Source organism: Mucilaginibacter straminoryzae, from assembly GCF_022953055.1.
Classification (GTDB): domain Bacteria; phylum Bacteroidota; class Bacteroidia; order Sphingobacteriales; family Sphingobacteriaceae; genus Mucilaginibacter; species Mucilaginibacter straminoryzae.
Genome location: NZ_JALJEJ010000018.1, coordinates 1 through 25136, shown reverse-complemented (window position 1 = coordinate 25136; position 25136 = coordinate 1). Strand labels below are relative to the sequence as shown.

Genomic DNA, 25136 nt, shown 5'->3' with positions numbered 1-25136 from the left:
GTCGGAAATAAAACTGATTTAATCCATCAGGAACCAACGGTTGTTGCCTATGAGCACGTAGAAAAAATTCTTTTAACCACGATGGATTGTATACTTTGCTATTTACTTTCAGAAAAAAAAGCCGCTAAATCATACGATTTAGCGGCTTTTGCATGGTTTGATTATCTTTTCAGCGGTGAGGGAGGGAAATGAACCCATCTCTTAACTCTCTGATTTATAACGTTTTTGTTACATAATAATCAAACACTACACGAATCACGCATTGTGATTCAATTAACGCTAATCGTTATGCAAATATAATTAAACATCAATTAATCAATTATGTGAGTAGGAATTTAATTCACAATTTGCTGTAAGTATGTAGAAACCTTATCTTATACCATGTCTGGACGAGGGTTAGAATCCCTCCGACCCACAAAAGCGGCGATTTTAGCAATAAAATCGCTGCTTTTATTTGCTTACTCCCTCAATATAATCCGTTAGATGATTTTAAACATTCAAGATCGTTAAATAATTTTTAAATATTTTTAAACTCATCAATTAATAAATCCTGCCAATTCTAATACTCGAAATGCAATTTCATGATGAGCTATTCAAATAAAAATGAAGATGCGTCGTTCAGTTATACGTCTTGGTTCACAAAGATAAAACGAGGTACCACGTAAATGGTTGATCTATGGGCTTCAACCACTCAATGCTTTGGGCGTGTCTACCATTCGTTATAAAACTCAATTACTGAACGGAACATTTGAAACAACTTCAGAACCGGGACAGGGAACACCCACATTTATAAGGCTGCCCACAAGAGTAAATTAGGTGGATGATGTCGCATGTATAACGCGTATGGCGTCCAGAAGTTCATCAACATCACTATCCTTGGATAGGCAACGCTTGGCTCCCGCGGCAAGCGCGCGGTGTTCAATCGCCCTTAAAGGATAAAAAGTGAGCACCAATACGCGCAAGTCAGCCTGATAAGCGATCGATCTGCGGGTGAGCTGCAGGCTATCCATTTCGGCCATGTTAAGATCAGTTAAAGCATATTAATGTCCAGCCCCTCCTGAAGCAGCAACAGTCTCACCATCTTCTACAGCCGCGCTCACCCGCATATCCTTTTGCTGGGACAACAAGGAATAAAGGCTTTTTAGAACGACCGGATAATCATCGATTACCATCATTTTCACCACCAAATATGGGCATTATGAATAGCAACAGGTTTAAAACCTAACTGTTTTATGCCTGAAAATACGCAGAACAGGTAGTTTTGATCCGCACCGCGTATTTTCCCCGTGGCTAACGCAGCGATTGTAACTAAAACAGGAAACGGTATTTCTGTCCACCATCTAACAAAATGGCAAAAAAAAACACCTGCCGGATGGCAGGTGTTACGAGTAATAAGATATAGTGATAATTAAATAACTTTTACATTTACTGCGTTCAGGCCTTTCTTACCGTTTTCCACGTCATAGCTAACCTGATCATTTTCGCGGATCTGATCGATCAGACCTGTCGAGTGTACAAAAACGTCTGTTCTTGTATCATTTTGTGAAATAAATCCGAAACCTTTCGAATCGTTAAAAAATTTCACTGTTCCTTCTTTTTGCATTTAAAATTATTTATGTAAGTCGGCAAGGTAGTCTTATTAATCGGTATAATTTAACTTTTGGTAAAATAATTAAAAATAAAAATAAATATCACCAACACTCAGTTTAATCAAATAACTAAACGTATATTAGACCACCTATCTCTCTTTTACATCTTAGGCGTTACCCTTAACTGATTCAGGTAATTTTTAAGCATTACACCGAGTCAGCTAAACATCAATGATAAATCAAACGCCAGCTGACGGCAAGTCAGCTAAAAACCAACCGATCCTTGACAAGCAAGTCAACCTGTTTTTGTTCGACCTGAAAAACGAGTCGATAGAGCTCGGTTTCAAACAGGGAGAACATTGGGCGCTCACCCTTTCTACTGATGAGGAAATCGCCAGTCTCAGAAAAAACAACCACAAGCTGATCGTGCTGCGGTTACAACCCGAAGAATTGCTCAATGTATACCAGCGCGTAAAAAGAAAGCTGCATCAGGAGCTATCAAGTACCGACGCGGCATTGACCGCCGGCTATCTTGAACACAATGGCAAAGAGTTCCTGGCAGCTTACCCGGTGAGAAACATTCGTTAATATCCTTATCAAATACTATGGCATTTTTAGATCATGTGCTGCAGCCGCCCGCTTATGGTTGGCAGGACACGCAGGGGGAATTGGTGCGCCCCAATGTGCGCACCATTTTAAAAGAATTTTTCGGAAGGCTGAATGTATGGCGTGATCGAAAGAACTGGCTGGCTTTTGTAAGCTGGGTTAAGGTATTTTGCCTGATCCCCTTCTTTTTACTTTTTGTGTTCCAGTTTTTTAGCTGGTGGACGCTGCTGGCTGCATTTGTCTACGGCATGATCATCATGGGTACGCATGGCACTGTCTGGCATCACCGCTATTGCACACATGGCGCTTACCGTTTTAGCAACGGTTTCTGGCGCTTTGTTACACGGCAACTAACACTTAATATTATACCTGAAGAGATTTACGTGATCTCTCACCACGTGCACCATGCCAAATCAGACCAACCAGGCGACCCTTACAATGCCGAAGGCGGTTTTTGGTACTGCTTCCTGGCCGATGTGAACCATCAGCCTATCGCAAAAGATCTGAGCGAAGATGATTATAAGCGGGTCACCCGTTTAATGGCGCATACCGGCGTTAAGGGGAATACTTACCGGCAATACCAACACTGGGGTTCCTTCGCCAGACCGCTTGCTACAATAGCTACCTGGGTGCTTAACTGGGCGTTCTGGTACGCCATCTTTTACCTGGCCGGCGGGCATGCTTTAGCCTGTTCCTTGTTTGCTGCGGCCGGTGTCTGGGCCGTTGGGGTACGTACTTTTAACTATGACGGCCATGGTCATGGCAAAGACATACAACGGGAAGGCATAGACTACAACCGAGCCGATCGTTCCGTCAACCAGTTATGGCCGGGACTGGTCGCAGGCGAATGGCATAACAACCATCATTTATACCCTAAAAGCGCCCGCAGCGGCTTCAAGTTTTATCAACTGGACATGGCCTGGATATACATCCGCCTGCTGCATCGTGTAGGTGCGGTAAGCCATTACCGGGATGATAAGCAAAACTTCATCAACAAATACCTGACCCCGTGAGGCAATTAAAGATCACACAATCGATCACGACACGCGACAGCCGGGCGCTGGACCAGTACTTTAACGACATTAATAAGATCGGTATGGTAACGACTGATGAAGAAGTTATGCTCACCAGACTGATCCGGAACGGCGACGAGGCAGCATTTCACAAACTGACCGGTGCCAACCTGCGCTTTGTCGTATCCGTTGCCAAGAAATTTCAAAATCAAGGCCTGGCCCTCAACGATCTGATCAATGAGGGAAATCTCGGCTTGATTAAGGCCGCACGGAGATTTGATGAAACGAAAGGTTTCAAATTCATTTCCTATGCGGTATGGTGGATACGTCAGGGCATTATGCAGGCCATTGCGGAACAGTCGCGGCTGGTGCGTTTGCCAGCCAACCAGATCGGTGCTTTAAGCCGGCTGCATCGCCAGTCCTCGCAACTGGAGCAGCAATATGAGCGGGAACCGTCGGTTGAAGAAATAGCGGCCGTCATGCAACTACCCGCAGAAAGCATTGCTGACCTCATGAGTAAATCAAGCCGTTCACTTTCGCTGGATGCCTATATTAATGATGAAAGCAAAAGTTCTTTAATGGATCTGCTTGCCGCAGAAGGCGAAGCAACCGATGATCTGCTCATGCAGGAGTCCTTGGCTGTTGCCCTGAAAAACGCTTTAATACACTTGCCGGAACGCGAACGGGGCATCCTTATGCTTTTTTTTGGAATCGGACAGGAACAGCCTTATACCCTGGAGGAAATTGCTAACCGGTACCAGCTTACCCGTGAGCGAATAAGGCAGTTAAAAGATAAAGCGCTTCATCAGCTAAGGCAATACGCCAGAAAACGTAATCTATTGAAGTATCTATAATGCCTACCTTGACGAAGTGCGGGGACGAGTAAGCACCTTTCTGATATCAGACAGGTGTTATACTAACTATCAAACAAACAGCTATGATATACCGAACAGGATTTACTTTAAACGACAACGGCCTTGAACGTTACATCCAGGTGGAAACGATACTTGCTTTTTACGAGCAGCAGTTCATTAGTACAGGCAAACACCTCTTATTCGAAGACGAAACGTTCATAGGGAACGTCACGCTAAATAATGGTGATTATACACTTCGGGGTTTCGAAAATTTCGATGACGCCGCAAAGGCCGACATCGAATTCTTTTTGAGAAAACTGTCCGTTCCGCATCAGCAGGAATTAATGTCGGCGTTTGGTTTCGGCCTGCAGTCGGCTGATGAATTGATCTTTTGTGAAGTGATATTGAAAGACAAAGGCACTTATACGGTTTGGATGAATGGATCGCAGGTTGCTGAATTAACACAGGACAGCCAATGCAAATGGCATCAGCTTACCGGTGAAAAATTACGGCCATCTGTATTCAGAGAGATCACCGAGCGAGTGGAAGGATATTATAATCAGTTTTAGATTGCCACAAATCCGACGTGTATGTTCGTTGCACAGACAGCCACATCAATATTGTCAGCGCGTAGTAGGTTTAGTCATTTAAAGTACCGCCTACATAGTTTTAATTTAAACCGGCTATTTTGCGATAAAAAGATCCCGCCCGATTTTACCAGGAGGGATCTTTAATCTTAGGCATTGAAGGATCGGGTATCGACTACCTCACATCATTAACTACTTTTCTGGCCGTACTTTTTCCTGGTAGGTATATTTGCAAACCAAATGAAAGACCTAATTTGCTCTGATAACCTTGGCTGCCAAACCCTGCCAGTCCGTTGTATTTCAACAGCGTCTCTAAGCCGATATTAGGCGTAATAAAGTAAGCGAAGCCTGGGCCAAAGCTCAGGTCAAGACCGTTCGTATTTCCTCCGCCATTGCTCACATTAACTCCACCTATGCCCAGGGTTGCTTCTCCGAATATACGTCCGTGCCGTAATATCTCAACATCGCGGCCAGTATAGTAGCGGCCTAAGGCGCCAATACCATATCCGGTAGTGGTGCTTGAACCTTTTGCAGTTTGGATACTAAGATCTACATAAGCACCCAAGGCCAAGTTATCTTGTACAAACCAAGCCGCTTTGGGTGTTATATCTAAGCTGAATATTTTGGGATCATTTAAACCAAGGCTGATGTTGGTAAAATTGCCGCCAACCATAACGTTACCTTTTTGTATTTGTGCACTTGCAGATAATGCGATCAAAGCAATGGCAATTGCTGTTATAAAAATTTGTTTTTTCATGATAATTTATTTTACAATAGTGAGAACTCTACACGCCTGTTTTGTTGGCGGCCGGAGGCTGTCTTGTTTGAGGCGATGGGCTGATTTTTGCCATAGCCAGTAGCTTCTATCCGTGAGGCATTTGCGCCATGCGATACCAAATAAGCCTTGACGGCTTCAGCCCTTTCTTTTGACAAACGAAGATTTAAGTCGGCAGACCCCGTATTGTCTGTATGCCCGGCAAGTTTCAGGCTAAAATCCTTGTCAACCAACAGAGCGGCCACCCGATCCAGGGTTTCGTAAGATCTTTCCTTGATCGTCGCTTTACCAACCTCAAATTCAAGATTCTTGATCGCTTCGCCCACTACTTTGCGATCAGCTTCGGTTACAATTACCTTTTCACGAATGATTGGCGCCGGAACTTTTAACGGACAACCTGCACCATCAACAACGGTATTAGCAGGTGTAGCTGCGCACTTATCAAATTTGTTGGCAACGCCGTCCATGTCGTCATCAGCCATATCCTGTGCATATTGCGCTTCGGTTGCGATCCTCGCCTGATTATTAGCCGTAATAACCGCACGTAGTTCAGCACTTTCTGCTGATGTTTGCTCACGCAAGGCGGCCAGCGGACTATAATTCTGCAATTGCGGCGCATGTTTTTTGCCCAATGCGATCTCTATACCGGCATGTGCGTAAGAAAATCTGTCATTCACGCTGCCGGCAACACCGTCAAATTTGTTTGTTTTCATAAAAGCAACGCGATAGCCAAAATCAAGATTGACCACTCTTGACAGCCCTACTTTGAAACCTGCACCGACAGGGATAAACCAATTCCGGTTGTAACCCATAGCTGTATTAGCGCCAGTAGTTCTTACATCCGCGTTTGATGACATATAACCTGCGCCTGCGGTTAAGTAGGGTGATAGTACATTTTGCTTATGATTGAGGCTTAAGTTGGCCACCGTAAAGTTGGCACTTAAAGCGGCTGACCATTCAATGCGGGTTTCAAAGCTGCTGTTATCTTGTGCAGCGCTACCTGCAGGAAAAGCATTAGAGCGGAAGCCGTTAACCCGGCCTGCCAAAAAATCGGCCTGGATGCCGAAGCCGGGCAAGATTTGTTGCTTAATATAGCCGCCATAACCGAGTTTTTCCTGCGGTGTGCGGAAATCGCCATTGTCTGATCCGTTAAACGGTGTATAGTGTGTAAGCATCCCGGCGTTCAAGCCTACAGAAAATGTGCGAAAGCTTTTCTTATCAAAGCGTTTAGTGGTGTCAGAGCCGTCGCTCTGGGCAAAGAGGGCGGTTGTTGAGCCCAGCAGGGCGAGAACAAGAGCTTTCGTAAATAATAATTTCATAATAAATGATTTAAATAAATGACAATTGTGATGTATTGCGGAGTAGTAGGTTGTTATTAGGGTTGAGCGGGAACGTTGGTATGAACAGTGATGATACTATCCACAACATACACGCTCATCCCTCGCCAGGGTAATTTATGCAGGTATTCTTTGTAATGGACTTCCAGGTACGCACCGGCGTGCTGGCTCAATTGTTTTGCTACGTCGTCGTCCGTGACAGAAAAGATGAATTCGTTTGATCCGATATTTGCTTGACCAGATGAACGGAGACCGCTTTGAATCAGTCAGCCTTCGTAAGTTTTAAAAACGTATCCCTTGTGCACAAAATAATTCATAGTCCCTGCCTTTGTGCCATCGCCAAACACATAGTAGAACCAATAATAGCAAAGACCGCAGAGGGCAATGAGACAAACGGTGCCAGCTATAACTGCTGCGCGTTTAAAACTGGTCATGATGAATGTTGATTAGTACTGTGAGGACCGCTTTTTTAAAAGCGAAAATCGTAATGGCTTTAGTCCTTTGGAATCATGAGACTTTAGCAATCGTCAGAAAAGTTAACTGGCTGCAAAATTACAACCACAAAGAATAAAGCAATTAACAGATCAATTGTTTTCCTTTTCCGATATATATTAATTACTGATTAAATCATATTTCTCGATCATTAAATTAACCCGCTTAGTTCCAACCTTGTGATGGCTTTCCGTCTAATTTACACTAACGCAAATCGGCGCTCTCAGACCAATATATATTTAATACCGGCCGTAACAAAAGGTTCTCATGCCAGTTGTATAATAACACACGCAGCTGTACTTTCAAATTTGGAAGCACTGCAGAAAAACAAGCATCATGAGTAAGGACAAAAAGAAACTGCCCAACCCGGTAGGAAAGAAACTACCGTCAGAATATCAAGTGGGTAAAACGGCATCACCGCCCCCGCAGATCATTGCAAATAAGAAGACAAAATAACATGAGCCAATCAAAAAGTCAGCCGGCCCTGATGGGGTCATGAAAATTCAGTATGCCGCAGGCGCGTTGTGTGCCTGTTTGTTGCTGCCAACCATCATTATAGCGCAAGATGCCGCTAATACCATCCCTAAGCAAAGTCAGCAACGCGATACCGCTCACCAAACTGATCTGATCGATATCGGCAAGGCTCTCTTTCATATCAAACCTCAAAAAATACGAGTTCAGCGCGAAAAGAAGATATATTTTTCTGTTTTACCGGTACCCGGTGCAGTGCCGGGCGGCGCAGGCCGGGCGCTTATCACCAGTACTACTGCGGGAACCTATCTGGGACCGCAAAGTACTACCAATCTTTCCAGCGCCAACTTCGCGCCTTATTGGAATTTCAAGGGGCGTTTCGGTATTCCATTACGCACCAGTATCTGGCTGCCTAACAATACGTGGAATATTCAGGGGGATATCCGTTTATTGGTTTATCCGCAATACACCTGGGGACTGGGGAACACTGATAACGATCAAAACAAAACATTAGTCAATCAGAATTATATCCGCTTCTACCAAACTGCGCTCAAAAAAATTACGCCTTATTTTTATGCCGGCGGCGGTTACAACTTAGATTACCACAGCAACATTAACAGCGACGAGCCAGGCATAGACCTTCAGCAGTTTACGCATTATAGTTATGGCACGCAAAGCAGCTCTCTGTCCTCTGGGATAAACCTGTCCTTGCTATATGATACCCGGAATAATTCGATCAATCCGCTGCCTGGATCTTACCTGAACATCGTTTACCGCGCAAACCCTACTTTCTTAGGTAGTAACCAAAAATGGAACTCGCTTTATATTGATGCACGAAAGTACCTGCCACTGGATCGAGACAACCCAACCCGCCAAAACACACTTGCGTTTTGGTCTTACTTTTGGACAGTATTTAACAGTAATGCCCCTTACCTGGACCTCCCCGGCATAGGCTCAGACCCTTATAATCGCTCAGGCGAGGGATTAGAGCAAAACAGATATCGAGGCAGATCACTGGTATATCTGGAAACCGAGTACCGGCGGGATATTACCGGCAACGGGCTGCTTGGATTTGTTGCATTTGTTAACGCCACCACAGTAAGCGGCTCGGGGTCACTTCTAAGATCGTGGCATCCGGCTGCAGGCACGGGTCTGCGTATTAAATTTAATAAAGGCTCCAATACTAATATTGGGATAGATTACGCTTTCAGTAAAGGATACAGTGCGATTGTACTGAATCTGGGCGAAAAGTTTTAAGAATAGAATTTTAAAAATAAAGATTATGGAAAAACATTGGTAATTAAGTCTTAAGGTAAGGAACGGCACAGCAGTGACGAAACTTCCACTAACGATTTTAATTAGTGTGATTTAAACGGGATGTTCAATGTATGTTGAATCAGATTCTAAAAATAACTGCCCTACCCGTGAGCGGGTAAGGCAGTTAAAAGATTAAAGCCTGAATCAGTGAAGAAACTACGCCAGGAAACGTGATCTATTGAAGTATTTACGGAAGTTTAACTTGCCGAACTGCTGGGGCGGTTAAGCTGTTTTCTTACAGCATCCACCGCGGTTCCCACCAACTGTATCGCGGCCTTAAGTTTAGCCGTCGTGACATTTAATTCCCGGCTCCACATTTCCATTGCGTATTCATCATTGATGTCGATCGTGCGTTCATCAGGTGTACTTATTCTGAATCTTCTGTTCATCTGCTATTAACTTATTATTTCATATTCATGCTATTCCGGAATTTACGGATCTGCGCATCAAGCAAATTGATGTTCAGATCCTCGTAATGGTCCTCTCTGTATTGGGTCAACTTTTTGATACCCTGCTCCACTTCACTGATCATTTGACCGATGTAGACCAGCGCGCCGGCTTTTGCCTTTTCCATGGCCTGGGCTTTATCAAGATACCCGTAGTACATCAGTTCATCAGGAGGCAGTGCGTAATAAAATTGGTGTAAACCGGCCGTTTCATCTGCTTGCTGCTCTACAGGCAAGCCGCGTTTGAACTTAGCGCCGCTGCCCGGCCTGAAATCATTCGACCTTATTTCGGTGATGGCGGTGTTATGCTTGTAAACCTGGTAAAAACACGTATAAGGAATACTTTTCATGGCTGGATATTGATTTTAATTGGATAAGCTCACGCACTCTTGCGATTGACCAGATTGCTTACCCTTACTAGCAGGTCTGTAATATCAAAAGGTTTGGCTACGTAGTCATCTGCCATACATTGTCTTTCATGCCGCGTTTCCCATCCGTGTGTGGCGGAGACGATCATGACGGGCATCTGGCTTGTGGCAGGTGATGATTTGAGCGCTTTGCAGATGTCGCGGCCATCCATATCGCCGAGCATCACATCCAGCAGCAGTATATCCGGCGATGTACGTTGTACCGTTAGTATTACGTCCCTGCCCGAATCTAGGGATGCAACTTCGTAGCCGTCCGCTTCCAGGATGATCACTATGAGTTCGCGGATATCATGGTCATCTTCTACTACAAGAACAGTTTTCGGAACGGCTAACATTGAACGTATCTACAAATAGTAATACAAGGACAAACCGCGAACCTAATTGTTTTACCTTAATCTTCTATTTTTAACCTTTATTCAAAATATTTAAAATAAAAGTTAAATGTCAACTTATTGTGCTACCTTACACAAATGCGCCCGGAATTCTCCAGTCGTTGATCAATAACAAGTCATATGAGTAAAGACAAAGGCGCTAAGAACGTCAAAAAAGCGCCGAGTACGGAAGGTAAAAAAGCCGTTTCAGACTATCAGGCCGGTAAAAAGACCACTTCCAAAGATGACCTCGGCGCGGGTGCCAAAAAGAAATAGCGCACTGGCCTTAAGTTTATTATCCAATTAAAAAAACATTTTCTTCCCGATCGATCCAGGTTAAGAAGTCAGTGAACTTTCTACCATGGACGACATTCAATCATTACAGCATACCATCCAGCAGCTACGATCAGAGATCGTGAATTTAAAGTCCGAAGAACACCGGGCAGCTATATTATCAACAGACCAGCGCTACCAGGAAAGCCAGGTCCGGTTTCGTACGGTCTTTGAATCTTCCCGCTTAGGCAATAAAATCATTGCGCCTGACCTTAAGATTCTGGAGGTTAACCAAGCAATGGTCACTTTGCTGGGCTTCGAAACCAAGGAAGATTTGATCGGCGCGGTGATACTGGATTTCGCTCCGGAGGAATGCCACAGCGACTGGCATTTCTTACAGGAAAAACTATGGCAAAAGCTGTCACCATCTTTCAGCTTTGAGACTTGCCTGCAAAAAAAAGATGGCTCAAGAGTCTGGTGTCAGATCACTTCCATTCTATTCCCTGATAACGGGCAGACCCTCGGTTATACCATCATAGAGGATATTACAGAACGTTATAATTTACGGGAACAAAGGGAAGAGTTTATCAGCATAGCCAGCCATGAACTTAAAACACCGATCACCAGTTTGCAGGCTACCATTCAGATCATCCATAAAATGGTAACGGAGGGCAATATCATTACGGACAGCTTAAAAAAGTTTGCCGGCAATGCCCAGCGCTACACCAAAAAGATCAATCATCTGGTGGAAGATCTTTTGAATATGACGAAGATCGAACAGGGGCAGCTGGATCTTAATAAAAATATATTTGCCCTGTCCGAGCTGGTCGATGGGTGCTGTGATCACATTAATGCGGGCGGCAGGCACGGCCTGAGCTATACCGGTGACCATTCGCTGAAGGTAACCGCCGATCAGAATAAGATCGAACAGGTTTTGGTAAACTTTGTAAATAACGCGGCTAAGTATGCGCCTGAATCCTATGAGATCGTCATAGACGTTAAGCGTAAGGGAAATTCCACCAAAGTGTCTGTCATTGACAAAGGCAGAGGTATACCGCCTGGCAGTGTCGGCAAATTATTCGAGCGGTATTATCGTGTCGATGAAAACAACGAGCAGGTCGCGGGCTTAGGACTGGGCTTATACGTTTCCTCGGAGATCATCAAAAGGCATGACGGCAAGATCGGTGTGGAAAGTGAACCGGGGATCGGGTCTACCTTTTGGTTTACGCTGCCAGACGTTGAAGGTTTGGAATAAGTATTTCTTGCGGCTGCGGGATATACGCTAGTTCGTTCGCGGCAAAACATTACGATCACCGAAAGGTTCCTTAATAAACTAATATCATGAATATCAACGAAATCGATAAACACCTGGGCAATCAGCAGCCATTTCAAAGTGCTGACGGTAAAGATAAACAGCACAAAGTTCCAGAGGGTTCCAATATTGGTGCTGACGATGTACCGGGAGGCGATGCCAAGGCTATCGGGACGGATGGCAGCAATGATGAAAAAGCGGACAATACAGCCGAAAACGCCCGGGAAGTGCGTGAGAACGATAATGCTGTCGGCGAGGAATAGCCGATGATGACTCCAACGCAAAATCTGGTCATAGCCGCTCAGCAGGGTAACGTCACAATGCTGCAGAACATGCTCAGCCATGGGGCTGACATAAATTGCCCGAACGAACAAGGCATGACCCCTTTGATGCTGGCGGCTTATAACCACCAGCACGATACGCTAAAGCTATTACTGGCGGCAGGTGCCGACGTGAATGCCGTAGATACCGGCGGTACCAGTGCACTAATGAACGCCGCGTTCAAAGGCTATACCGACATCGCCGTTTACCTGATTTCTGCCGGAGCCGACCTGAACATACGGCATGGGCAGGGTTGCACGCCCCTGATGCTTGCCGTCATGCAAAAAAACACCAACATCATAGAACTATTACTCAACAATGGAGCCAACCTTGACCTCTGTGACCAGGACGGCAATACCGCTTTTGATCTGGCTAAAGAATATGATAACAAAGAAGCTATTTTCCTTTTGACCAAAAATTCCGGCTTTCCTGGTGTTTAGGCTGTTATTAAACGCTTTAAAAACAAATCAGAATAAAATTTTACCGACATGATCTTATCAATAGATATCAGAGCTACCACCATACTTGCACGGATATGGAAGTGGCTCTTATTCCATTCTTTCTTCGTTGTCACGGTTTATTTCTTAATGAAGTACTTGCATGTAAACATATCAATGGCTACAATCATCTCGATGATCGGCATTGTGTTGTCCATACTCATGGGCTTTCGGATAAGTTCAGCATACGACCGCTGGTGGGAGGCCCGAAAAATTTGGGGTGCCGTAGTTAACGATTCCCGTACACTGGCCAGACAACTGATCACGTTTACCTCAACTGCTGCTATTGATCCTGTGCATTTACAGGGGATGGTTCACCGCCATATCGCTTTCGTTTACGCCATGGCCGGCCGACTCCGCCATCAGAATACAACTGAGCAGATCAAACCGTTCGTTTTTGAAGATGAATGGCATAGTCTGGCTAACCGAGGTCATCAACCTAATCTGTTACTGCTGCATAATTTGTATGCATTCAAAAAAATGGAAGCAGATGGGTTGGTCAGTAATTTTGAATTCCTGGCATTAGACGGGACAATGCAAAGATTGACCGATAGTCTCGGCGCAGCAGAAAGGATAAAAAACACACCCTTCCCCGTGCCGTACAGCTATTTTACCAGTTTTCTGGTACACGTATTTGCTACTATGCTGCCTTTCGGTATAATAGAGGTATTTGGATATATCGCTATACCAATTGCTATCAGCGTCATATTCATCTTTCTTACAATTGAACAGATCGCTATCGAGATCCAGGACCCTTTTGCAAACAAGGAGAATGACATTCCAGTAACGGCTATATCACAAGCCATTGAGATCGATCTGAAGGAAATGCTCGGCGACAGGGACCTGCCACAAAAAGATAATGCAAAAAATGGAGTGTTGATGTGAATTTCCAACCTAATGTCTTGAAATAGCATTTTTTAGCACTGTGCTGTAAGACACAGTGCATCGTCTTAGCAATAATTATTACGATCACGAATAACTATTTATTATCAATACTTTATTATGTGTATCCAGTATAAAAACCATATTTTAAATTAAGCGTTTTTTTTTTAAATGCTTGATATGTCAGCTCCAGGCCAATACTTCAAATTCCGAAACCCTTTTGATTTTTCCCCTCACCGGTATGAGATTGGAAATCCTGTTATTCAAAATCGGTCGCTTGAGGACAATTTTTATCTGCTCAAAGTTTATAAGCTATCTGAAAAAGACTTCGGTGTTTACTACCAATTCCATCTAAACTATTTTTCAGAAAGCCACCCAAACGGGGAAGAGCTATTTTTCGATCATGTATTGGACATCGTAACCACCAGGATTAACTACTTTAAACGCCAGAACCCGATCTCTCCCAAGTATGCTCAAAACATGGCTAACGTTCGGAAACTTGAAGCGTTCCTGGCTTTTCTGAAAACCATCGACCACTGGCACAAACTCGAGCCTATTGAATCAGTAGTTGCTGAGAAAGACCGGGAGATTGATAATTTGAAAGACAGGATTATTGAGTTGGAAAGCTTGCTTAAAGACGCAACCCGACATGACACCAGCGAAAAAATCAATATCACTAAAGGCAACATCGCCGCATTTATGGATCTTGTAAAGCAACTGCAAGACTTGGTTACACCGGAAAATGGCAAGCTGGTCAATTCGCAAACCCAGGCCCCCTGGTATAAGATGATCGCCAAGTACTTTAAGCATGGTGACAAGGATATTTCCATCGATACTGCGCGTAACTACTTTCCTGCGCAAAAGGATGATAAACCAGCCAAGTTTATCGAGATCGCAGAAAAGGATAAGCTTTTCAAGATCATCCCTAAAGACAATAAATAGCGTTACCACTCTCCAAATCTGACCAAACGCCATCATTGGTCATTCATTTCGCCTTTTTACACCTCACCTTTGAACCATTGTGTTCAGACGACTGCATTGCTTATTGCTACTGAACATCTAAGGAAGCATCGTGGGCAGATGCCTAGCATCTCCACCTTTTATCCCATCAAGGGAGTTGGGCAAAAGCATTAAATGCTATTTGCGACGAGTTATTAATAATCAAAGAAAGGATAAGTGTATGACAGCAATTGAATTAATTACCACGGAAGATTTAAGGATCTTTAAACGTGAACTGTTAGATGAGATCAAAAGGATAGTGCAGGTGGATGGTAGTTCCAGCACCAATAAATGGTTGAAGAGCATTGAGGTGCGTAAACTGCTAAAAATCTCGCCGGGCACCTTGCAGAACCTGCGCATCAACGGGACGCTCAGCTTTACTAAAGTTGGCTGTATCATCTACTACAAGCTGGATGACATCAACAAGCTATTGGAAGGAGGCTTGCAATGAAACCAGATCTTTCAATTATCGCAGGCATCCCGGAGCTGGCTGGCTATGGTAACCTGTTACGCCAAATGAGCAAGGATGACCGCCTGAACGCAACCCATGTCAGCTTGTTTACAGGGCTATTTGTTCATTGGCAGCGCAGTAAGTTTACCAGTCCGTTTGCAGTTACGCGGAAAGCGTTAATGGCTTTTAGCCGGATCGCTTCCATTGCGACTTACCACAAGTGCATTAAGCAACTGGATGAATTTGGCTACATCCGTTACCAACCCTCTTACCATCCCAAAAATGGCAGTCTGGTTTACTGGCCTACAGGGTGGGAAATATAACGTTATAATAACGGTACAATGGAGCAATGTAGCGACGGCACAATGGAACAATATATCGGAAAAGCCAGCTATCCAAATATCAGTATAGCGATATATCTTCTGTCCTCTCGCTGAAAGCGGGGGGAGCGAGCGGAAGTCGGGCGCACCCGACTTTTTCCGCTCGCCCTGCGGGGCTGAGCCGATTTTCGTATACCGTTGGTATACTTCCCCCCCCGCTTGTATTCTTTAAGGCTTGAAAACAGTATACCTATCAGTATACTATATGGGGTAAATGATATAGATGAATTGATGCTATGGGTACAGACGAGAATATTAAAACGATCAGGTTTCCCGTAAAGACAGACGATAAGCTGCAAGCTGTTGCCAATAAATGCGGGTTGACCAAGCTGGATCTGTTTAAGCTAATGGTGGACTATTTTTATAAGACCAAGAAAGATCCGCGTGACCTGAACGATGAGCTTTTAAAGAATGCCATCAATCGGAAGACGGATAACATTTTGGCCTTTATCAAAACTCAGGAACAGGATCTGCTCATCCCGGTGAAAAAAGATGCGGAGCGAATAAGTACAAGCCAGCAGCAAATCGTTAAGTTTTTCAATGAGCATATTTTAAATCATAATGCAGAGCAGGTCAAAGCTTATACCGGGCAGGTAAATGCGATCAACCGGATTGCTGAGTATTTGAACCGTTTGGATAGAGCGCAGCTGGATAAAGACAAACTGAAGAAGCGGTTTAGCGCGGTGCTGGAGCATTATATCAAACAGCGTGAACAATTAACAATGCTGAGTAAACAAGCAGATAAAGATGAGTTGCTCCGCTTTGTACGGGAGCAGGTGAACGCTTTATAGTGAAACACGAAGAAAAAGCATTATCGAAAGTATCAAATACCAATAACCTGCTATGCACATTAACATTACCAAGAGCGAAACAGGAAATAACAAAGGCAGCTGCGGACAATTGGTTACCTACCTGGAGAAGGAAAACCGTACGGCAGAGAAGCTAGGTCAGGGTGATCAATTGGAACATTGGTTTAACCATGTTCGGGACAACATTCAGCCTTATGAGGTGCGGAGTGGTATTGATAACAACATTGCCAAGCTTTCAAAAGATGATGCTAAGTTCTTCCTGATAAATATCAGTCCAAGCGAAAAGGAGATCCGGTACCTGAAGGAGCGCCATGGCCAGGCCGGCGCACAGGAACATCTGAAGGCTTATGCTAACCAGGTAATGGATGCGTATGCCAGGAATTTTAAGCGAGAGGGTATCGATAGCGGTAAAGACCTGGTTTACTTCGGGAAGTTGGAACAGCATCGCTATTATACTTATAAAGATCTGGAAGTTCGGAAAGGCAAAGCGATGAAAGGTGATGTTAAACCTGGCGAGCAGATGCACATTCAGATTATAGTCAGCCGGAAGGATGCCACTAATACTATTAAGCTTAGTCCGCTCAATAACTCGAAAGGTAAAAATGCAGCGCATAGTGCAAAGGTCGGGCAGTTTGACCGGGTGGCTTTTAAACAGATTTCAGAACAATTGTTTGATAAGCTATTTGACTATGACCGCATTGTTGCTGAAACGTTTAGGTATGCCAATGCCTTGAAGCATGGCGATTACGAGCAGCGGCAGGAAGTGCGGTGTTTATTGCAACTGGAGCGTGCCAGTAAAGAGCGCTTATACCATGGACATAGTAAAGGTCTGATTGAAACGTTACTGGATAATAACGGGCAGTATTATGGGCAACCGACTGTTGATGATGGTACACGGAAACGCAAAAGGCGGAGGCGTTACAGTCAGGGGCAGTCGATTTGATTTGGAGACATATTGACTGACATGGTTGCGGCTGCGGCAAGCTGCTGCATTTCATTCCGCAGCCAGCCTCGCCGCTTTCAGGCAAGTATTTCTTACCTCATACCTGCCTGCTTGTCCTATGGTCAAACAGGCAAATGGTCACTGCACCGCCGCCACAAAGGTAGCGGCGCAGGGCAACCGTCAAGGGTATATAAACCCCGCTATCGCGGGGCCCTTGACAGTTGCCCTGCTTCTGGCTTCGGTTGTTTAAGTGCTGCAATGACCTGGTGTGTGCAGGTAAATTAACTTTGTGGTTCAACTATAGATTTTAACAACGGCTACCAATTGGAGTTTTAAACGGTGTTGGCTTGAAAATACAGGTGAAGTCGGTGTCCAATAAAAAAAACGTCAAGCAAGCGGTTGAACATTTGCGAAAATTAAGCCCTTAATGGGTATCAGCAAACCTTCGATTCATGACTACAAGTTTTACTTGCCCAAGAATTTCTTTTGTGCAACGGTTTTCTTTGAATTACATAAATCGAATGAGATGGACTTTGGGGCATTGGATGCTTTTCTGGAGGGTTCTGATTTGAGGAATTTTTACGGTGGTTATATCCTTCGCCCCGAATCCCACGAGAAATACTCCAGTGGCATCGTAAAGTTCGAATATTTGCATGAAGATGAAAAGCCCAGGAACCGTTCTTTGCTTTTTTGGGCATATTCAAAATGTAAGAAGCAAGGTGATTTCTATTTAAGGTCAAGGCTAAACCAATCGGAAACCTACTTTTCAGAGTTTGCTTTCGACATCGTTGCATTACTCAAAGGTACGTACAAGCCTTACGCACTATCGAGTATGTATGGTTTTGGAACATCAGATTGGGAAAAAGGCAGCGCTGTCAGTACAACATACATAAATCCCGACGATGTAAAAAAGCACAAAGAAGAAATCGCGAGATTTTTCAATGATACTTCTGAAAACAAGTAGCTTACACATCATACTCCCTACGGTTAATAAATCTAAAACGATGCCAGATTTTTTTAGTTCACGGAGCTTCTTCTATATATACTGAAAATATTGCCTTGGTTGGTACAAATATGTCGACTTCTGACTAAACTGCGTTAAATTGTCGTTACCTACTACAAATAGAAAAAGGACTGAGTACTCAGTCCTTTTTCTATTTGTATGTTTTTTACTTTACTTCTTTTCAATATTCGATAAGTCTACTTTACTTAAAATGGCTTTTGCTTGTTCGACTTTCTTTAGGACGTAAGGATCGTTGGCATGGCTTTTAAGATTTTTAACTACCGTAACATGGCCGTCGTAGCGAAGATCATTATTTCGTTTGTTAATAGCTGACATAATTGCTCCTTTCTTATTGATTATCAAATATATGTTTTTGCTTCCTTTTTACCAAAAAGGCATCGTAGTTATGACGGGGGTCAAATGCCTCAAATTTGTTATCTATAAGACCATATACATCAAAATTTTTCCTGATCTCACCGAGCAATCGGTTAATGCCCATTTGATATAATCTTGTCCTCGCAGGGCTACTACCTGCGGCAAAAATATAGTGATCGCCATTGTGATCACAAAAACTGTTAATGGTATTAGCAACAGTAGCCAATACAATATCCCGGTCATCATTGTTAGTTGTAATTTTATCATTAATTAAACCTGTTTCTGAATCCGCATCTCCGAAAGCCAAATTGTACATTACAGGGTCACTACGAACTTTAGTAAATGAGACAAGTTTCTTAATCTTCCCTTTAGGTCCAATACTGAAAAACTCATATTCTTTAAAATCTGCGGTAATCGAATTATACTGTGGTAAATTCATTTCTGCTTAATTTACTTGTCATATCTATCCTAAGAACTAATCTCTCAACTGTGTTGAGAGATTAGCTCCTGGTATCAATCAACTTAAATCAGTTAGTTTTTCCTTAAGAGCTTGCATATCATTTCCGACTTTGAAGTCAAGCACCTTAGCGTAATGCTGTGTCTGTTTGAGATTTTTGTGACCTAGCATCTTGGCGACTGATTCGATAGGGACACCATTGCTTAGCGTAACCGTTGTAGCGAAAGTATGCCTAGCAATGTGAAAGGTCAACGTCTTATTTATTCCACAGGTATCAGCAATTTCCTTCAAGTACGCGTTCATTTTTTGATTTGAGGGGATCGGTAAAACGGTTCCTTTTGCCTGACAAGCTGGATGAGTTTCATACTTTTTAATGATGGAAAGCGGGAATGGAAGTAACGGGATTCTTGTCGCACTTTCAGTTTTCTGACGGGTGGTGTCAATCCATTGCTGTTTGTCAATACCTATGATTATTTCCGACCGTTTAAGCTTTTGCACATCTGCATAAGCCAGGCCAGTGTAGCAGCTGAACAGGAAGATGTCCCTTACAACATTAAGCCGATCTGTTGGAAAAGCTTTTTTAGCTATGGTGGTAATTTCTGTTTCAGTTAGATAAGGCCTGATGTTTTCTCTTCTGGCTAGACTGAACTCAGCAAATGGATCGTGATTTAACCACTTACGCTTTACGCAAAGAAGAACAATCTTTTTAAAGTAGGTTAAGTATTTTATGGTTGAATTGTGCTGACACTTACGGACAGTTTTGAACCAGAAGGCAAACCTTTCGATGAATTCGTAATCAAGTTTATTGATGTTAATATCATCTGTTCCGTATTTCCATTGAATAAACCGCTGGGTATGGAGCAAGGTCCTTTCGAACAGGTCAAGTGTGCCGGCTGAATATTCATGCGGAACTAAAGCTTTTATGCTTTGATTGTGTTCCTGGAATATTTGAATGACATATTTACTTTCATCTACGCCAAATAACAGATTTTTGATAGCAACTGCTGATACTTCCTTGTTGGCATCAATCAACTTTCGCCTTGCTTCATGAACCTTATGAGCTAATAGCTCAATGAAAGTGTTGAGCGCTTTTGCATCATCCTTAGTACCAGATGCTCGGCCTTTTCGGGCATCCCATCGAAGTGGGTCCCATTTCCTTTTTGTTGAAATCTCGCTTGGTACACCATCAACTGTTATCCGTAAATAAACCGGTATAGAATTACCATAATGATTTCGTGGGTGCTTTAAGTAAAATAAGATTCCCAAACTTTTCTCTAACATAACACTGCAATTAAAGGGTTAACAAATGTCGAAAAGCAGTCCTTATGAATCAAGATGTTCAACTTATGAACAGGCTGTTATACAGTGATTTATATCACTTTCAGTGAGTCTTTTTTCACGTGAGGGTGACTACACGAATGACTCACTTTTATATTGCCTTTTTTTGCATGAATTGTGTAGTATAAAGAACAAAAAAGCCGCTAAATCATACGATTTAGCGGCTTTTGCATGGTTTGATTATCTTTCCAGCGGTGAGGGAGGGAAATGTAACTGGACTATTTTTAGCCCCTTTCGCAGCAATATGTCGGTTTTTGAAAAAGAGGTCTCGCAAAAGACCCGCTCAAATCAAAGTGATTTAGATCAATCGTTATAGTACAAATATAGTCAATTCTTACTAATCTTAGGTTCATTCAAAAATGCCAAATTTCAAGTTGCTTTATGTTCCCAGCGGCGTTGATCCATTTTCTCAAAATGTACTGATTAATCCTTTACATGAAGAAGCCCGAGAGTTAAAGGTTGAATTGGTTACGCCGTTTAGATTTGATGAACGACTTTACAAACTGTAAATTGTCCTGACACACTCCGGCATTTCATCGCGTAAACAACCAAGAGCTGGTAGCAAAGAAGTTGTCAACAGCGGGCAAGCGAAAAAAATCAACACCTGCCCGCTCTGTATACTGTTGACAGCTTACTTGCGTAGCTACCTTTGTTAAGGCGGTGCAGTGCCGCACATTTTTTGTGATTAGCGCTAATCCCATCTCACTTAAACCTAACAGACCTAACAAAGATCAAATGACTGAAAGTTCTTAAAACTAAGAATTGGTAGAACACATTTTATAAATCCCATTTAAAATTTATCTTGCTGTTCAAATGATGCCTGTCAATGGAATTTGAACTCACTAATGAACAGAGGATATATTTTGGTTTAGAGCCTATCGAACCGCATTGGGATAGAGTAATACTTAATGGAGATACTTATCGCCAAGCTAGCATTCTTTACTACGATGGCGACATTATCAAAAGACATATCGTCTGGACTAAAGATCTATACCAGGAAAAGCAATATGATGACTTGACTAGAGATCGAACAATTTTACTACCCAAGACAGGTAAAGGAAAAGAAAAAAAGTTAACTGCTTCGGTTTTAGAATCCAGACAACCTACAGGTGTTTACGTTTCAATAGACAGTACCGGTAGAGTTTTTATAGGCAATTATCATACTCAAACGACCTTTTATGATAGCAGTTGGGAAAAGAAATACATAAAAGATGCTCCACTTGAATCTATTAGTAATGTTATAACTGAATATATTGAAACGGCTTCAGATGGTTATTTAGGGGACATTAAAGAATTTAAGCAAGCCCAGCGCAAACTTGTCAAATTTAAATCTGGGGACTTTTTTGCATTTAAACTAAGCCGGACACAATACGGTTTTGGCCGTGTGTTAGTGAACATTGATCTTTTAAAAAAGAAAAACATCATTTCTAAAGATCATGGGCTAAACGTTATTATGACCAAACCCGTACTGGTTAAAATCTATGCTTACATCTCGGACTCAAAAAATGTGGATATTGAAGTATTGCAACAGGCAGGAGCATTGCCTTCTGATTACATGATGGATAATCTGCTGCTTTACGGCCAGTTCGAAATTTTTAGTTACAAGGATTTGGAGTCGGATGAATTGGACTTTCCAATGTCATACGGAAGAAATATCGACTTTAAAAAACATGCCTCATTCATCCAATGGGGTCTGATCTACGAAAAACTTCCTACAGCGACCTTTAATAAGTATTTTGTTGCTGATAATCCGTTTGTCGCTGAAAGCAGTCCCTCAAGAAAAATATCAAACCCGTATGGGTACTACGGCCTGGGCTTCTATCCAAAATATTCTAGTGCTGCCGAAATAAAAGATACTATTGCTAATAACGGACAGTATGATTTTGTTAAGAATTCAGGTTATTATACCCGCTTTGACTTACGAAATCCGGTAAACAAAGAGGTGCGAGAAGAAATAATGGTAGCCTTTGGCCTAAATCCGAACAAAGGATATGATGAGAACTGTCATCTTATGAATACTGCTGACTCGTATGCGCTCCTTACATTGACGAAGTAGAATTCTGCATTTCTATAAATATTCATTTCTACATTTCTACATTTACAAAAATACAGACTCCGACTCGGACAACATCAGATAGTAATTCCTTCAAATTACCACACCTTTATAGAAAACTTATCCTACCTCGTACGTAAGGTGTGATAAATTCTCAAAGGACTTTATGACCGTTGATTTCAATAAAAAACACCACAGGTGGGTACAGGTGGTGAAGTTTATCGGGATTGACTTAAGATTTTTGAGTAAGACTGAGTAGATCGAGCAAGAAAACGAATAGAAAAAAGACGTAAGTTAGGTACAAGTGGTGAAGTTTTAAATATAAGCTTAGCACTTTTGACTAAAGTTAACTCGACTGAGGGCTAAAAAACACATGCTGTACGTACGAATGGTGAATTTAATTGAGAACAGATGCTCAATTTTGAGCTGGAGTGACAAACAAACCACAAATAAAAATATCCTACCTCGTACATGAGGTGTGATGTTTAGTCGAAGCGGTTGACGAGCTTTGAGTGATATTAAATAATTTGGCTTATAATAAGTAAAAGTTGGCGGAGATATGGAGAAAGCATTACTTAAATTTTTAAGATAAAGGGTACAGGGGTATAACAAGGGTACAATGAAATTTGTACTTGTGGTGCATTCCCTTACCCGATAAGTTTAAGTTTTACTTAATGCAAAATGTTATGGCAGTAGAAGTGATCACCAAGGAAGATTTAGAAGCATTCGGTGAAAAGCTGTTAAATCAAATGAAGGCCTTGCTCGGCCAAGGACAGGACGATTCCAGAAAGTTCCTGAAGACCTACCAGGTCAAGAACCTGTTAAAGATTTCGAACAATACCCTGCAATTACTTAGAGACAATGGCACCATTCCGTTCACTAAGATCGGCGGTATCTTTTATTACAGTCAGGAGGATATCCTGAAAGTATTAAAGGGAGAATCCCAAAACAAGACTTTAAAATTCAGCAGATAATTGTGTTCATCCGAAAAGGAGCAAGCCATGTTTTCGCTACGCTTAAACGGCTTGCTCCTTCGGAGAAATGCAGCAGTCTTTCACTTCGTTCCATCCTTCAGATTATGGCAAGACCGGCATTAAAGGAAGAAGACAAGAGAGTGGTACAGGTCAATATCCGCTTGACAGAAGCAGAAAATGAGCGGGTGAATGCCTATGCCGAAGCAGCGGGAATCACCCCGGCTAACTGGATCAGGCAGAAAGTATTTACCGGGAAGTTTCCTGCGATCAAAGTGTCACCACTGGATGCAGCGGTATACCGCGAGCTGCACAAGATCGGCGTGAACCTGAACCAGGCGATCAAGGCGATGCACACGGGTAAGCAGCCGGATTTGATTACGATTATTATTGCTTTACTCAATCAGCAGAAAGAGATCATTAAAAAGCTCATCCCATGACAGCAGATCAGGTCAAAGGCAAAGGATTTCGAGGCGCACTCCGGTACAACTTGCAAAAGGTAGATCAGGGTGTAGCCAAAGTACTGGACAGCTCATTTGCAATACTGGAAGAAAATGCGGTGATGAAAGAACTACAACTGGTGCGGATGCTGCGGCCTAACCTGGCTAAATACTTTTACCATACCTCGCTGAACTTCCCGCCGAATGAGAACCTGAGGGATGAACAAATGAACAAGATTGCAAATGAATATTTGAACAATATGGGATTTGTTCAGAACCAGTTCATGATCTTCCGGCATTTTGATGCCGAACATCCCCATGTACATCTCTTGGTGAACCGGATCGGTTATGATGGCAGTGTAGTGAGTGACAGCAAGGACTATCAGCGCAGCGAGCAGGTCTTACGACAATTGGAAAAGCAGTATGGATTAACTGAAGTGATCTCAAGCAGGCAGGCACAGGAAAGAGCGATGACGAAGAACGAACTGGAAATGATGAAGCGGACGGATGAGCCATCCACGAAAATGAAGTTGCAGGTCATTATAAAAAGCATCCTTGGACAAAAGTTAAAGCCAACCACAGCGCAACTCATAGCACAACTGGAAGCTAAAGGGATTAACGTCTTATTCAATCAGGCAAGTACTGGCTTTGTAAGCGGTATCTCTTACAGCTATGAAGGCTTACAGTTTAAAGGCGCGCATTTAGGTAATGCTTATAAATGGCAGGCGATAAAAACAGCAATAGGTTATGAACAAGAAAGAGATCGCACAGCAATACACGAGGCAAATGTTAGAACAAGAGCCGGGCAAGCAGAACGAGCAGCAGGAACAGCAAACGCCAGAATTAGATCAAGCGAAATTGATGCTGATCCTATTACAAGGTCAATATCAACAAGCCAGGGAAGAATACCGGGTGAAGACCGAAAAGCAGATCGGAGCGACAGCAACGAAGTTAAGGGAACTCGACAGAACTGCAGCTCATCTCGTCTCGCAGATGAGCTCGATCGCAGCGCAGGTAGAAAGCATCAGCAAGGCGAACAGCCAAGTCAGAAGCAGGTGGATCATCAGAATTTACCTGATCGCGATCTTATCGGGGCTTTGCTCAGCTCTGATCATCATGCTGATCATCTGGACGGAGATCCGTTAAAGCTTAAGAAGCGGAAGAAGAAAAGGAAGGGCTTGAGACTGTAGCAACAGCAAGAAGAAACACATAATATCCTGCGGTGAGATAGTCACGATTTAATCTGACAGTTACGATTAATTAAAGAACGTAACTGAGATTAGAATAATGACAACACAAGCAAAGATCATCAAGAACAAGCTGGGCATATTGGAGCTTGCCCAGCA

At 42.9% G+C, this 25136-nt stretch carries 30 protein-coding genes and 1 pseudogene; 21 read left to right on the top strand and 10 right to left on the bottom strand.

The window, feature by feature from the left end; all coding sequences use genetic code 11:
- On the top strand, positions 1 to 192 hold a 192-nt coding region (locus MUY27_RS20380; protein WP_245133318.1), incomplete at its 5' end, for a hypothetical protein.
- Positions 193 to 812: 620 nt separating this feature from the next.
- Here MUY27_RS20380 and MUY27_RS20375 read toward each other — a convergent pair.
- A pseudogene (locus MUY27_RS20375) lies at positions 813 to 1022 on the bottom strand (response regulator); the annotation flags it as partial.
- A gap of 386 nt (positions 1023 to 1408) precedes the next feature.
- Complete coding sequence (locus tag MUY27_RS20370; RefSeq protein WP_100341164.1) at positions 1409 to 1603, bottom strand: cold-shock protein; 195 nt, start codon at positions 1601 to 1603, stop codon at positions 1409 to 1411.
- 217 nt (positions 1604 to 1820) lie between these two features.
- Here MUY27_RS20370 and MUY27_RS20365 point away from each other — a divergent pair, with 217 nt between their 5' ends.
- The 4 genes from MUY27_RS20365 to MUY27_RS20350 all read left to right on the top strand — a co-directional run bounded on the left by MUY27_RS20365 (position 1821) and on the right by MUY27_RS20350 (position 4631).
- Positions 1821 to 2177, top strand: coding sequence for a hypothetical protein (locus tag MUY27_RS20365; RefSeq protein ID WP_245133315.1), 357 nt, complete (start codon positions 1821 to 1823; stop codon positions 2175 to 2177).
- Between the two features lie 17 nt (positions 2178 to 2194).
- A complete protein-coding gene (locus tag MUY27_RS20360) occupies positions 2195 to 3208 on the top strand; it encodes a fatty acid desaturase (RefSeq protein WP_245133313.1) in 1014 nt (337 codons plus the stop codon).
- Positions 3205 to 4062: a sigma-70 family RNA polymerase sigma factor gene (locus MUY27_RS20355; protein WP_245133312.1), complete on the top strand. Its 858-nt coding sequence runs from the start codon at positions 3205 to 3207 to the stop codon at positions 4060 to 4062. The genes MUY27_RS20360 and MUY27_RS20355 overlap by 4 nt, the downstream gene beginning before the upstream one ends.
- Positions 4063 to 4145: 83 nt before the next feature.
- Entirely contained in the window at positions 4146 to 4631 is a 486-nt protein-coding gene (locus tag MUY27_RS20350) for a hypothetical protein (protein WP_245133310.1), read from the top strand.
- A gap of 193 nt (positions 4632 to 4824) precedes the next feature.
- Here the strand turns inward: MUY27_RS20350 and MUY27_RS20345 are convergent, their stop codons facing one another.
- Genes MUY27_RS20345 through MUY27_RS20620 form a run of 3 tightly spaced genes read right to left on the bottom strand, consistent with a single transcriptional unit; the run spans position 4825 to position 6934 of the window.
- Positions 4825 to 5406, bottom strand: coding sequence for a hypothetical protein (locus MUY27_RS20345; protein ID WP_245133308.1), 582 nt, complete (start codon positions 5404 to 5406; stop codon positions 4825 to 4827).
- 11 nt (positions 5407 to 5417) lie between these two features.
- The gene (locus tag MUY27_RS20340; RefSeq protein ID WP_245133306.1) at positions 5418 to 6743 is read right to left on the bottom strand and encodes an OmpA family protein; all 1326 of its coding nucleotides are present in this window, start codon (positions 6741 to 6743) and stop codon (positions 5418 to 5420) included.
- A 56-nt stretch (positions 6744 to 6799) separates the two neighbouring features.
- Positions 6800 to 6934, bottom strand: a complete 135-nt coding sequence (locus tag MUY27_RS20620; RefSeq protein WP_262918375.1) for a hypothetical protein — start codon at positions 6932 to 6934, stop codon at positions 6800 to 6802.
- An 814-nt stretch (positions 6935 to 7748) separates the two neighbouring features.
- On the opposite strand from MUY27_RS20620, the gene MUY27_RS20335 reads away from it, so the two are divergent.
- Positions 7749 to 8981, top strand: a complete 1233-nt coding sequence (locus MUY27_RS20335; protein WP_245133305.1) for a BamA/TamA family outer membrane protein — start codon at positions 7749 to 7751, stop codon at positions 8979 to 8981.
- 257 nt (positions 8982 to 9238) lie between these two features.
- On the opposite strand, the gene MUY27_RS20330 is transcribed toward MUY27_RS20335, so the two are convergent.
- From MUY27_RS20330 to MUY27_RS20320, 3 genes are read right to left on the bottom strand one after another with little or no spacing between them, the layout of a single operon-like run.
- A complete protein-coding gene (locus tag MUY27_RS20330) occupies positions 9239 to 9430 on the bottom strand; it encodes a DUF3606 domain-containing protein (RefSeq protein WP_245133304.1) in 192 nt (63 codons plus the stop codon).
- Positions 9431 to 9444: 14 nt separating this feature from the next.
- Positions 9445 to 9837, bottom strand: coding sequence for a hypothetical protein (locus MUY27_RS20325; protein ID WP_245133302.1), 393 nt, complete (start codon positions 9835 to 9837; stop codon positions 9445 to 9447).
- A gap of 29 nt (positions 9838 to 9866) precedes the next feature.
- A complete protein-coding gene (locus MUY27_RS20320) occupies positions 9867 to 10250 on the bottom strand; it encodes a response regulator transcription factor (protein ID WP_245133300.1) in 384 nt (127 codons plus the stop codon).
- Positions 10251 to 10427: 177 nt separating this feature from the next.
- Between MUY27_RS20320 and MUY27_RS20615 the strand changes: the two genes are divergently transcribed.
- The 11 genes from MUY27_RS20615 (at position 10428) to MUY27_RS20270 (ending at position 18117) form a co-directional block, all read left to right on the top strand.
- A complete protein-coding gene (locus tag MUY27_RS20615) occupies positions 10428 to 10562 on the top strand; it encodes a hypothetical protein (RefSeq protein ID WP_262918374.1) in 135 nt (44 codons plus the stop codon).
- 85 nt (positions 10563 to 10647) lie between these two features.
- A complete protein-coding gene (locus MUY27_RS20315) occupies positions 10648 to 11814 on the top strand; it encodes a PAS domain-containing sensor histidine kinase (RefSeq protein ID WP_245133297.1) in 1167 nt (388 codons plus the stop codon).
- Between the two features lie 86 nt (positions 11815 to 11900).
- Positions 11901 to 12134 carry a hypothetical protein gene (locus MUY27_RS20310; RefSeq protein ID WP_245133295.1) on the top strand — a complete coding sequence of 78 codons (234 nt, stop codon included), beginning with the start codon at positions 11901 to 11903 and terminating at the stop codon, positions 12132 to 12134.
- A 3-nt stretch (positions 12135 to 12137) separates the two neighbouring features.
- Positions 12138 to 12632: an ankyrin repeat domain-containing protein gene (locus MUY27_RS20305; RefSeq protein WP_245133294.1), complete on the top strand. Its 495-nt coding sequence runs from the start codon at positions 12138 to 12140 to the stop codon at positions 12630 to 12632.
- A gap of 48 nt (positions 12633 to 12680) precedes the next feature.
- Positions 12681 to 13574 carry a bestrophin family protein gene (locus MUY27_RS20300; RefSeq protein WP_245133291.1) on the top strand — a complete coding sequence of 298 codons (894 nt, stop codon included), beginning with the start codon at positions 12681 to 12683 and terminating at the stop codon, positions 13572 to 13574.
- A gap of 177 nt (positions 13575 to 13751) precedes the next feature.
- Positions 13752 to 14513, top strand: coding sequence for a hypothetical protein (locus tag MUY27_RS20295; protein ID WP_245133289.1), 762 nt, complete (start codon positions 13752 to 13754; stop codon positions 14511 to 14513).
- Positions 14514 to 14751: 238 nt separating this feature from the next.
- The gene (locus MUY27_RS20290; protein ID WP_245133288.1) at positions 14752 to 15021 is read left to right on the top strand and encodes a helix-turn-helix domain-containing protein; all 270 of its coding nucleotides are present in this window, start codon (positions 14752 to 14754) and stop codon (positions 15019 to 15021) included.
- Positions 15018 to 15344 (top strand): hypothetical protein, encoded by a 327-nt coding sequence (locus MUY27_RS20285; RefSeq protein WP_245133286.1) that lies wholly within the window; start codon positions 15018 to 15020, stop codon positions 15342 to 15344. Before MUY27_RS20290 ends, MUY27_RS20285 begins: the two co-directional genes overlap by 4 nt.
- A gap of 293 nt (positions 15345 to 15637) precedes the next feature.
- The gene (locus MUY27_RS20280; RefSeq protein ID WP_245133284.1) at positions 15638 to 16192 is read left to right on the top strand and encodes a BfmA/BtgA family mobilization protein; all 555 of its coding nucleotides are present in this window, start codon (positions 15638 to 15640) and stop codon (positions 16190 to 16192) included.
- Between the two features lie 52 nt (positions 16193 to 16244).
- Positions 16245 to 17153: a DUF5712 family protein gene (locus MUY27_RS20275; RefSeq protein WP_245133283.1), complete on the top strand. Its 909-nt coding sequence runs from the start codon at positions 16245 to 16247 to the stop codon at positions 17151 to 17153.
- A gap of 427 nt (positions 17154 to 17580) precedes the next feature.
- Positions 17581 to 18117 carry a hypothetical protein gene (locus tag MUY27_RS20270; protein WP_245133281.1) on the top strand — a complete coding sequence of 179 codons (537 nt, stop codon included), beginning with the start codon at positions 17581 to 17583 and terminating at the stop codon, positions 18115 to 18117.
- A gap of 388 nt (positions 18118 to 18505) precedes the next feature.
- On the opposite strand, the gene MUY27_RS20265 is transcribed toward MUY27_RS20270, so the two are convergent.
- Together MUY27_RS20265 and MUY27_RS20260 are read right to left on the bottom strand one after the other, a co-directional pair.
- Positions 18506 to 18970, bottom strand: coding sequence for a DUF6934 family protein (locus tag MUY27_RS20265; protein WP_245133279.1), 465 nt, complete (start codon positions 18968 to 18970; stop codon positions 18506 to 18508).
- Between the two features lie 78 nt (positions 18971 to 19048).
- Positions 19049 to 20269, bottom strand: a complete 1221-nt coding sequence (locus tag MUY27_RS20260) for a site-specific integrase (RefSeq protein WP_245133277.1) — start codon at positions 20267 to 20269, stop codon at positions 19049 to 19051.
- 883 nt (positions 20270 to 21152) lie between these two features.
- On the opposite strand from MUY27_RS20260, the gene MUY27_RS20255 reads away from it, so the two are divergent.
- The 4 genes from MUY27_RS20255 to MUY27_RS20240 all read left to right on the top strand — a co-directional run bounded on the left by MUY27_RS20255 (position 21153) and on the right by MUY27_RS20240 (position 24980).
- The gene (locus tag MUY27_RS20255; RefSeq protein WP_245133275.1) at positions 21153 to 22382 is read left to right on the top strand and encodes an immunity 26/phosphotriesterase HocA family protein; all 1230 of its coding nucleotides are present in this window, start codon (positions 21153 to 21155) and stop codon (positions 22380 to 22382) included.
- Positions 22383 to 23065: 683 nt separating this feature from the next.
- Positions 23066 to 23353, top strand: coding sequence for a helix-turn-helix domain-containing protein (locus MUY27_RS20250; protein ID WP_245133273.1), 288 nt, complete (start codon positions 23066 to 23068; stop codon positions 23351 to 23353).
- A gap of 2 nt (positions 23354 to 23355) precedes the next feature.
- A complete protein-coding gene (locus tag MUY27_RS20245; RefSeq protein WP_245133271.1) occupies positions 23356 to 23790 on the top strand; it encodes a plasmid mobilization protein in 435 nt (144 codons plus the stop codon).
- Complete coding sequence (locus MUY27_RS20240) at positions 23787 to 24980, top strand: relaxase/mobilization nuclease domain-containing protein (RefSeq protein ID WP_245133269.1); 1194 nt, start codon at positions 23787 to 23789, stop codon at positions 24978 to 24980. Before MUY27_RS20245 ends, MUY27_RS20240 begins: the two co-directional genes overlap by 4 nt.
- Positions 24981 to 25136 lie beyond the last annotated feature (156 nt).

What these genes read in the sequence shown, in the direction of transcription:
- MUY27_RS20370 (WP_100341164.1), bottom strand. Translation starts at nt 1,603, where the DNA reads ATGCAAAAAGAAGGAACAGTGAAATTTTTTAACGATTCGAAAGGTTTC.
- MUY27_RS20365 (WP_245133315.1), top strand. Translation starts at nt 1,821, where the DNA reads ATGATAAATCAAACGCCAGCTGACGGCAAGTCAGCTAAAAACCAACCG.
- MUY27_RS20360 (WP_245133313.1), top strand. Translation starts at nt 2,195, where the DNA reads ATGGCATTTTTAGATCATGTGCTGCAGCCGCCCGCTTATGGTTGGCAG.
- MUY27_RS20350 (WP_245133310.1), top strand. Translation starts at nt 4,146, where the DNA reads ATGATATACCGAACAGGATTTACTTTAAACGACAACGGCCTTGAACGT.
- MUY27_RS20345 (WP_245133308.1), bottom strand. Translation starts at nt 5,406, where the DNA reads ATGAAAAAACAAATTTTTATAACAGCAATTGCCATTGCTTTGATCGCA.
- MUY27_RS20340 (WP_245133306.1), bottom strand. Translation starts at nt 6,743, where the DNA reads ATGAAATTATTATTTACGAAAGCTCTTGTTCTCGCCCTGCTGGGCTCA.
- MUY27_RS20335 (WP_245133305.1), top strand. Translation starts at nt 7,749, where the DNA reads ATGAAAATTCAGTATGCCGCAGGCGCGTTGTGTGCCTGTTTGTTGCTG.
- MUY27_RS20330 (WP_245133304.1), bottom strand. Translation starts at nt 9,430, where the DNA reads ATGAACAGAAGATTCAGAATAAGTACACCTGATGAACGCACGATCGAC.
- MUY27_RS20325 (WP_245133302.1), bottom strand. Translation starts at nt 9,837, where the DNA reads ATGAAAAGTATTCCTTATACGTGTTTTTACCAGGTTTACAAGCATAAC.
- MUY27_RS20320 (WP_245133300.1), bottom strand. Translation starts at nt 10,250, where the DNA reads ATGTTAGCCGTTCCGAAAACTGTTCTTGTAGTAGAAGATGACCATGAT.
- MUY27_RS20615 (WP_262918374.1), top strand. Translation starts at nt 10,428, where the DNA reads ATGAGTAAAGACAAAGGCGCTAAGAACGTCAAAAAAGCGCCGAGTACG.
- MUY27_RS20315 (WP_245133297.1), top strand. Translation starts at nt 10,648, where the DNA reads ATGGACGACATTCAATCATTACAGCATACCATCCAGCAGCTACGATCA.
- MUY27_RS20310 (WP_245133295.1), top strand. Translation starts at nt 11,901, where the DNA reads ATGAATATCAACGAAATCGATAAACACCTGGGCAATCAGCAGCCATTT.
- MUY27_RS20305 (WP_245133294.1), top strand. Translation starts at nt 12,138, where the DNA reads ATGATGACTCCAACGCAAAATCTGGTCATAGCCGCTCAGCAGGGTAAC.
- MUY27_RS20300 (WP_245133291.1), top strand. Translation starts at nt 12,681, where the DNA reads ATGATCTTATCAATAGATATCAGAGCTACCACCATACTTGCACGGATA.
- MUY27_RS20295 (WP_245133289.1), top strand. Translation starts at nt 13,752, where the DNA reads ATGTCAGCTCCAGGCCAATACTTCAAATTCCGAAACCCTTTTGATTTT.
- MUY27_RS20290 (WP_245133288.1), top strand. Translation starts at nt 14,752, where the DNA reads ATGACAGCAATTGAATTAATTACCACGGAAGATTTAAGGATCTTTAAA.
- MUY27_RS20285 (WP_245133286.1), top strand. Translation starts at nt 15,018, where the DNA reads ATGAAACCAGATCTTTCAATTATCGCAGGCATCCCGGAGCTGGCTGGC.
- MUY27_RS20280 (WP_245133284.1), top strand. Translation starts at nt 15,638, where the DNA reads ATGGGTACAGACGAGAATATTAAAACGATCAGGTTTCCCGTAAAGACA.
- MUY27_RS20275 (WP_245133283.1), top strand. Translation starts at nt 16,245, where the DNA reads ATGCACATTAACATTACCAAGAGCGAAACAGGAAATAACAAAGGCAGC.
- MUY27_RS20270 (WP_245133281.1), top strand. Translation starts at nt 17,581, where the DNA reads ATGGGTATCAGCAAACCTTCGATTCATGACTACAAGTTTTACTTGCCC.
- MUY27_RS20265 (WP_245133279.1), bottom strand. Translation starts at nt 18,970, where the DNA reads ATGAATTTACCACAGTATAATTCGATTACCGCAGATTTTAAAGAATAT.
- MUY27_RS20260 (WP_245133277.1), bottom strand. Translation starts at nt 20,269, where the DNA reads ATGTTAGAGAAAAGTTTGGGAATCTTATTTTACTTAAAGCACCCACGA.
- MUY27_RS20255 (WP_245133275.1), top strand. Translation starts at nt 21,153, where the DNA reads ATGGAATTTGAACTCACTAATGAACAGAGGATATATTTTGGTTTAGAG.
- MUY27_RS20250 (WP_245133273.1), top strand. Translation starts at nt 23,066, where the DNA reads ATGGCAGTAGAAGTGATCACCAAGGAAGATTTAGAAGCATTCGGTGAA.
- MUY27_RS20240 (WP_245133269.1), top strand. Translation starts at nt 23,787, where the DNA reads ATGACAGCAGATCAGGTCAAAGGCAAAGGATTTCGAGGCGCACTCCGG.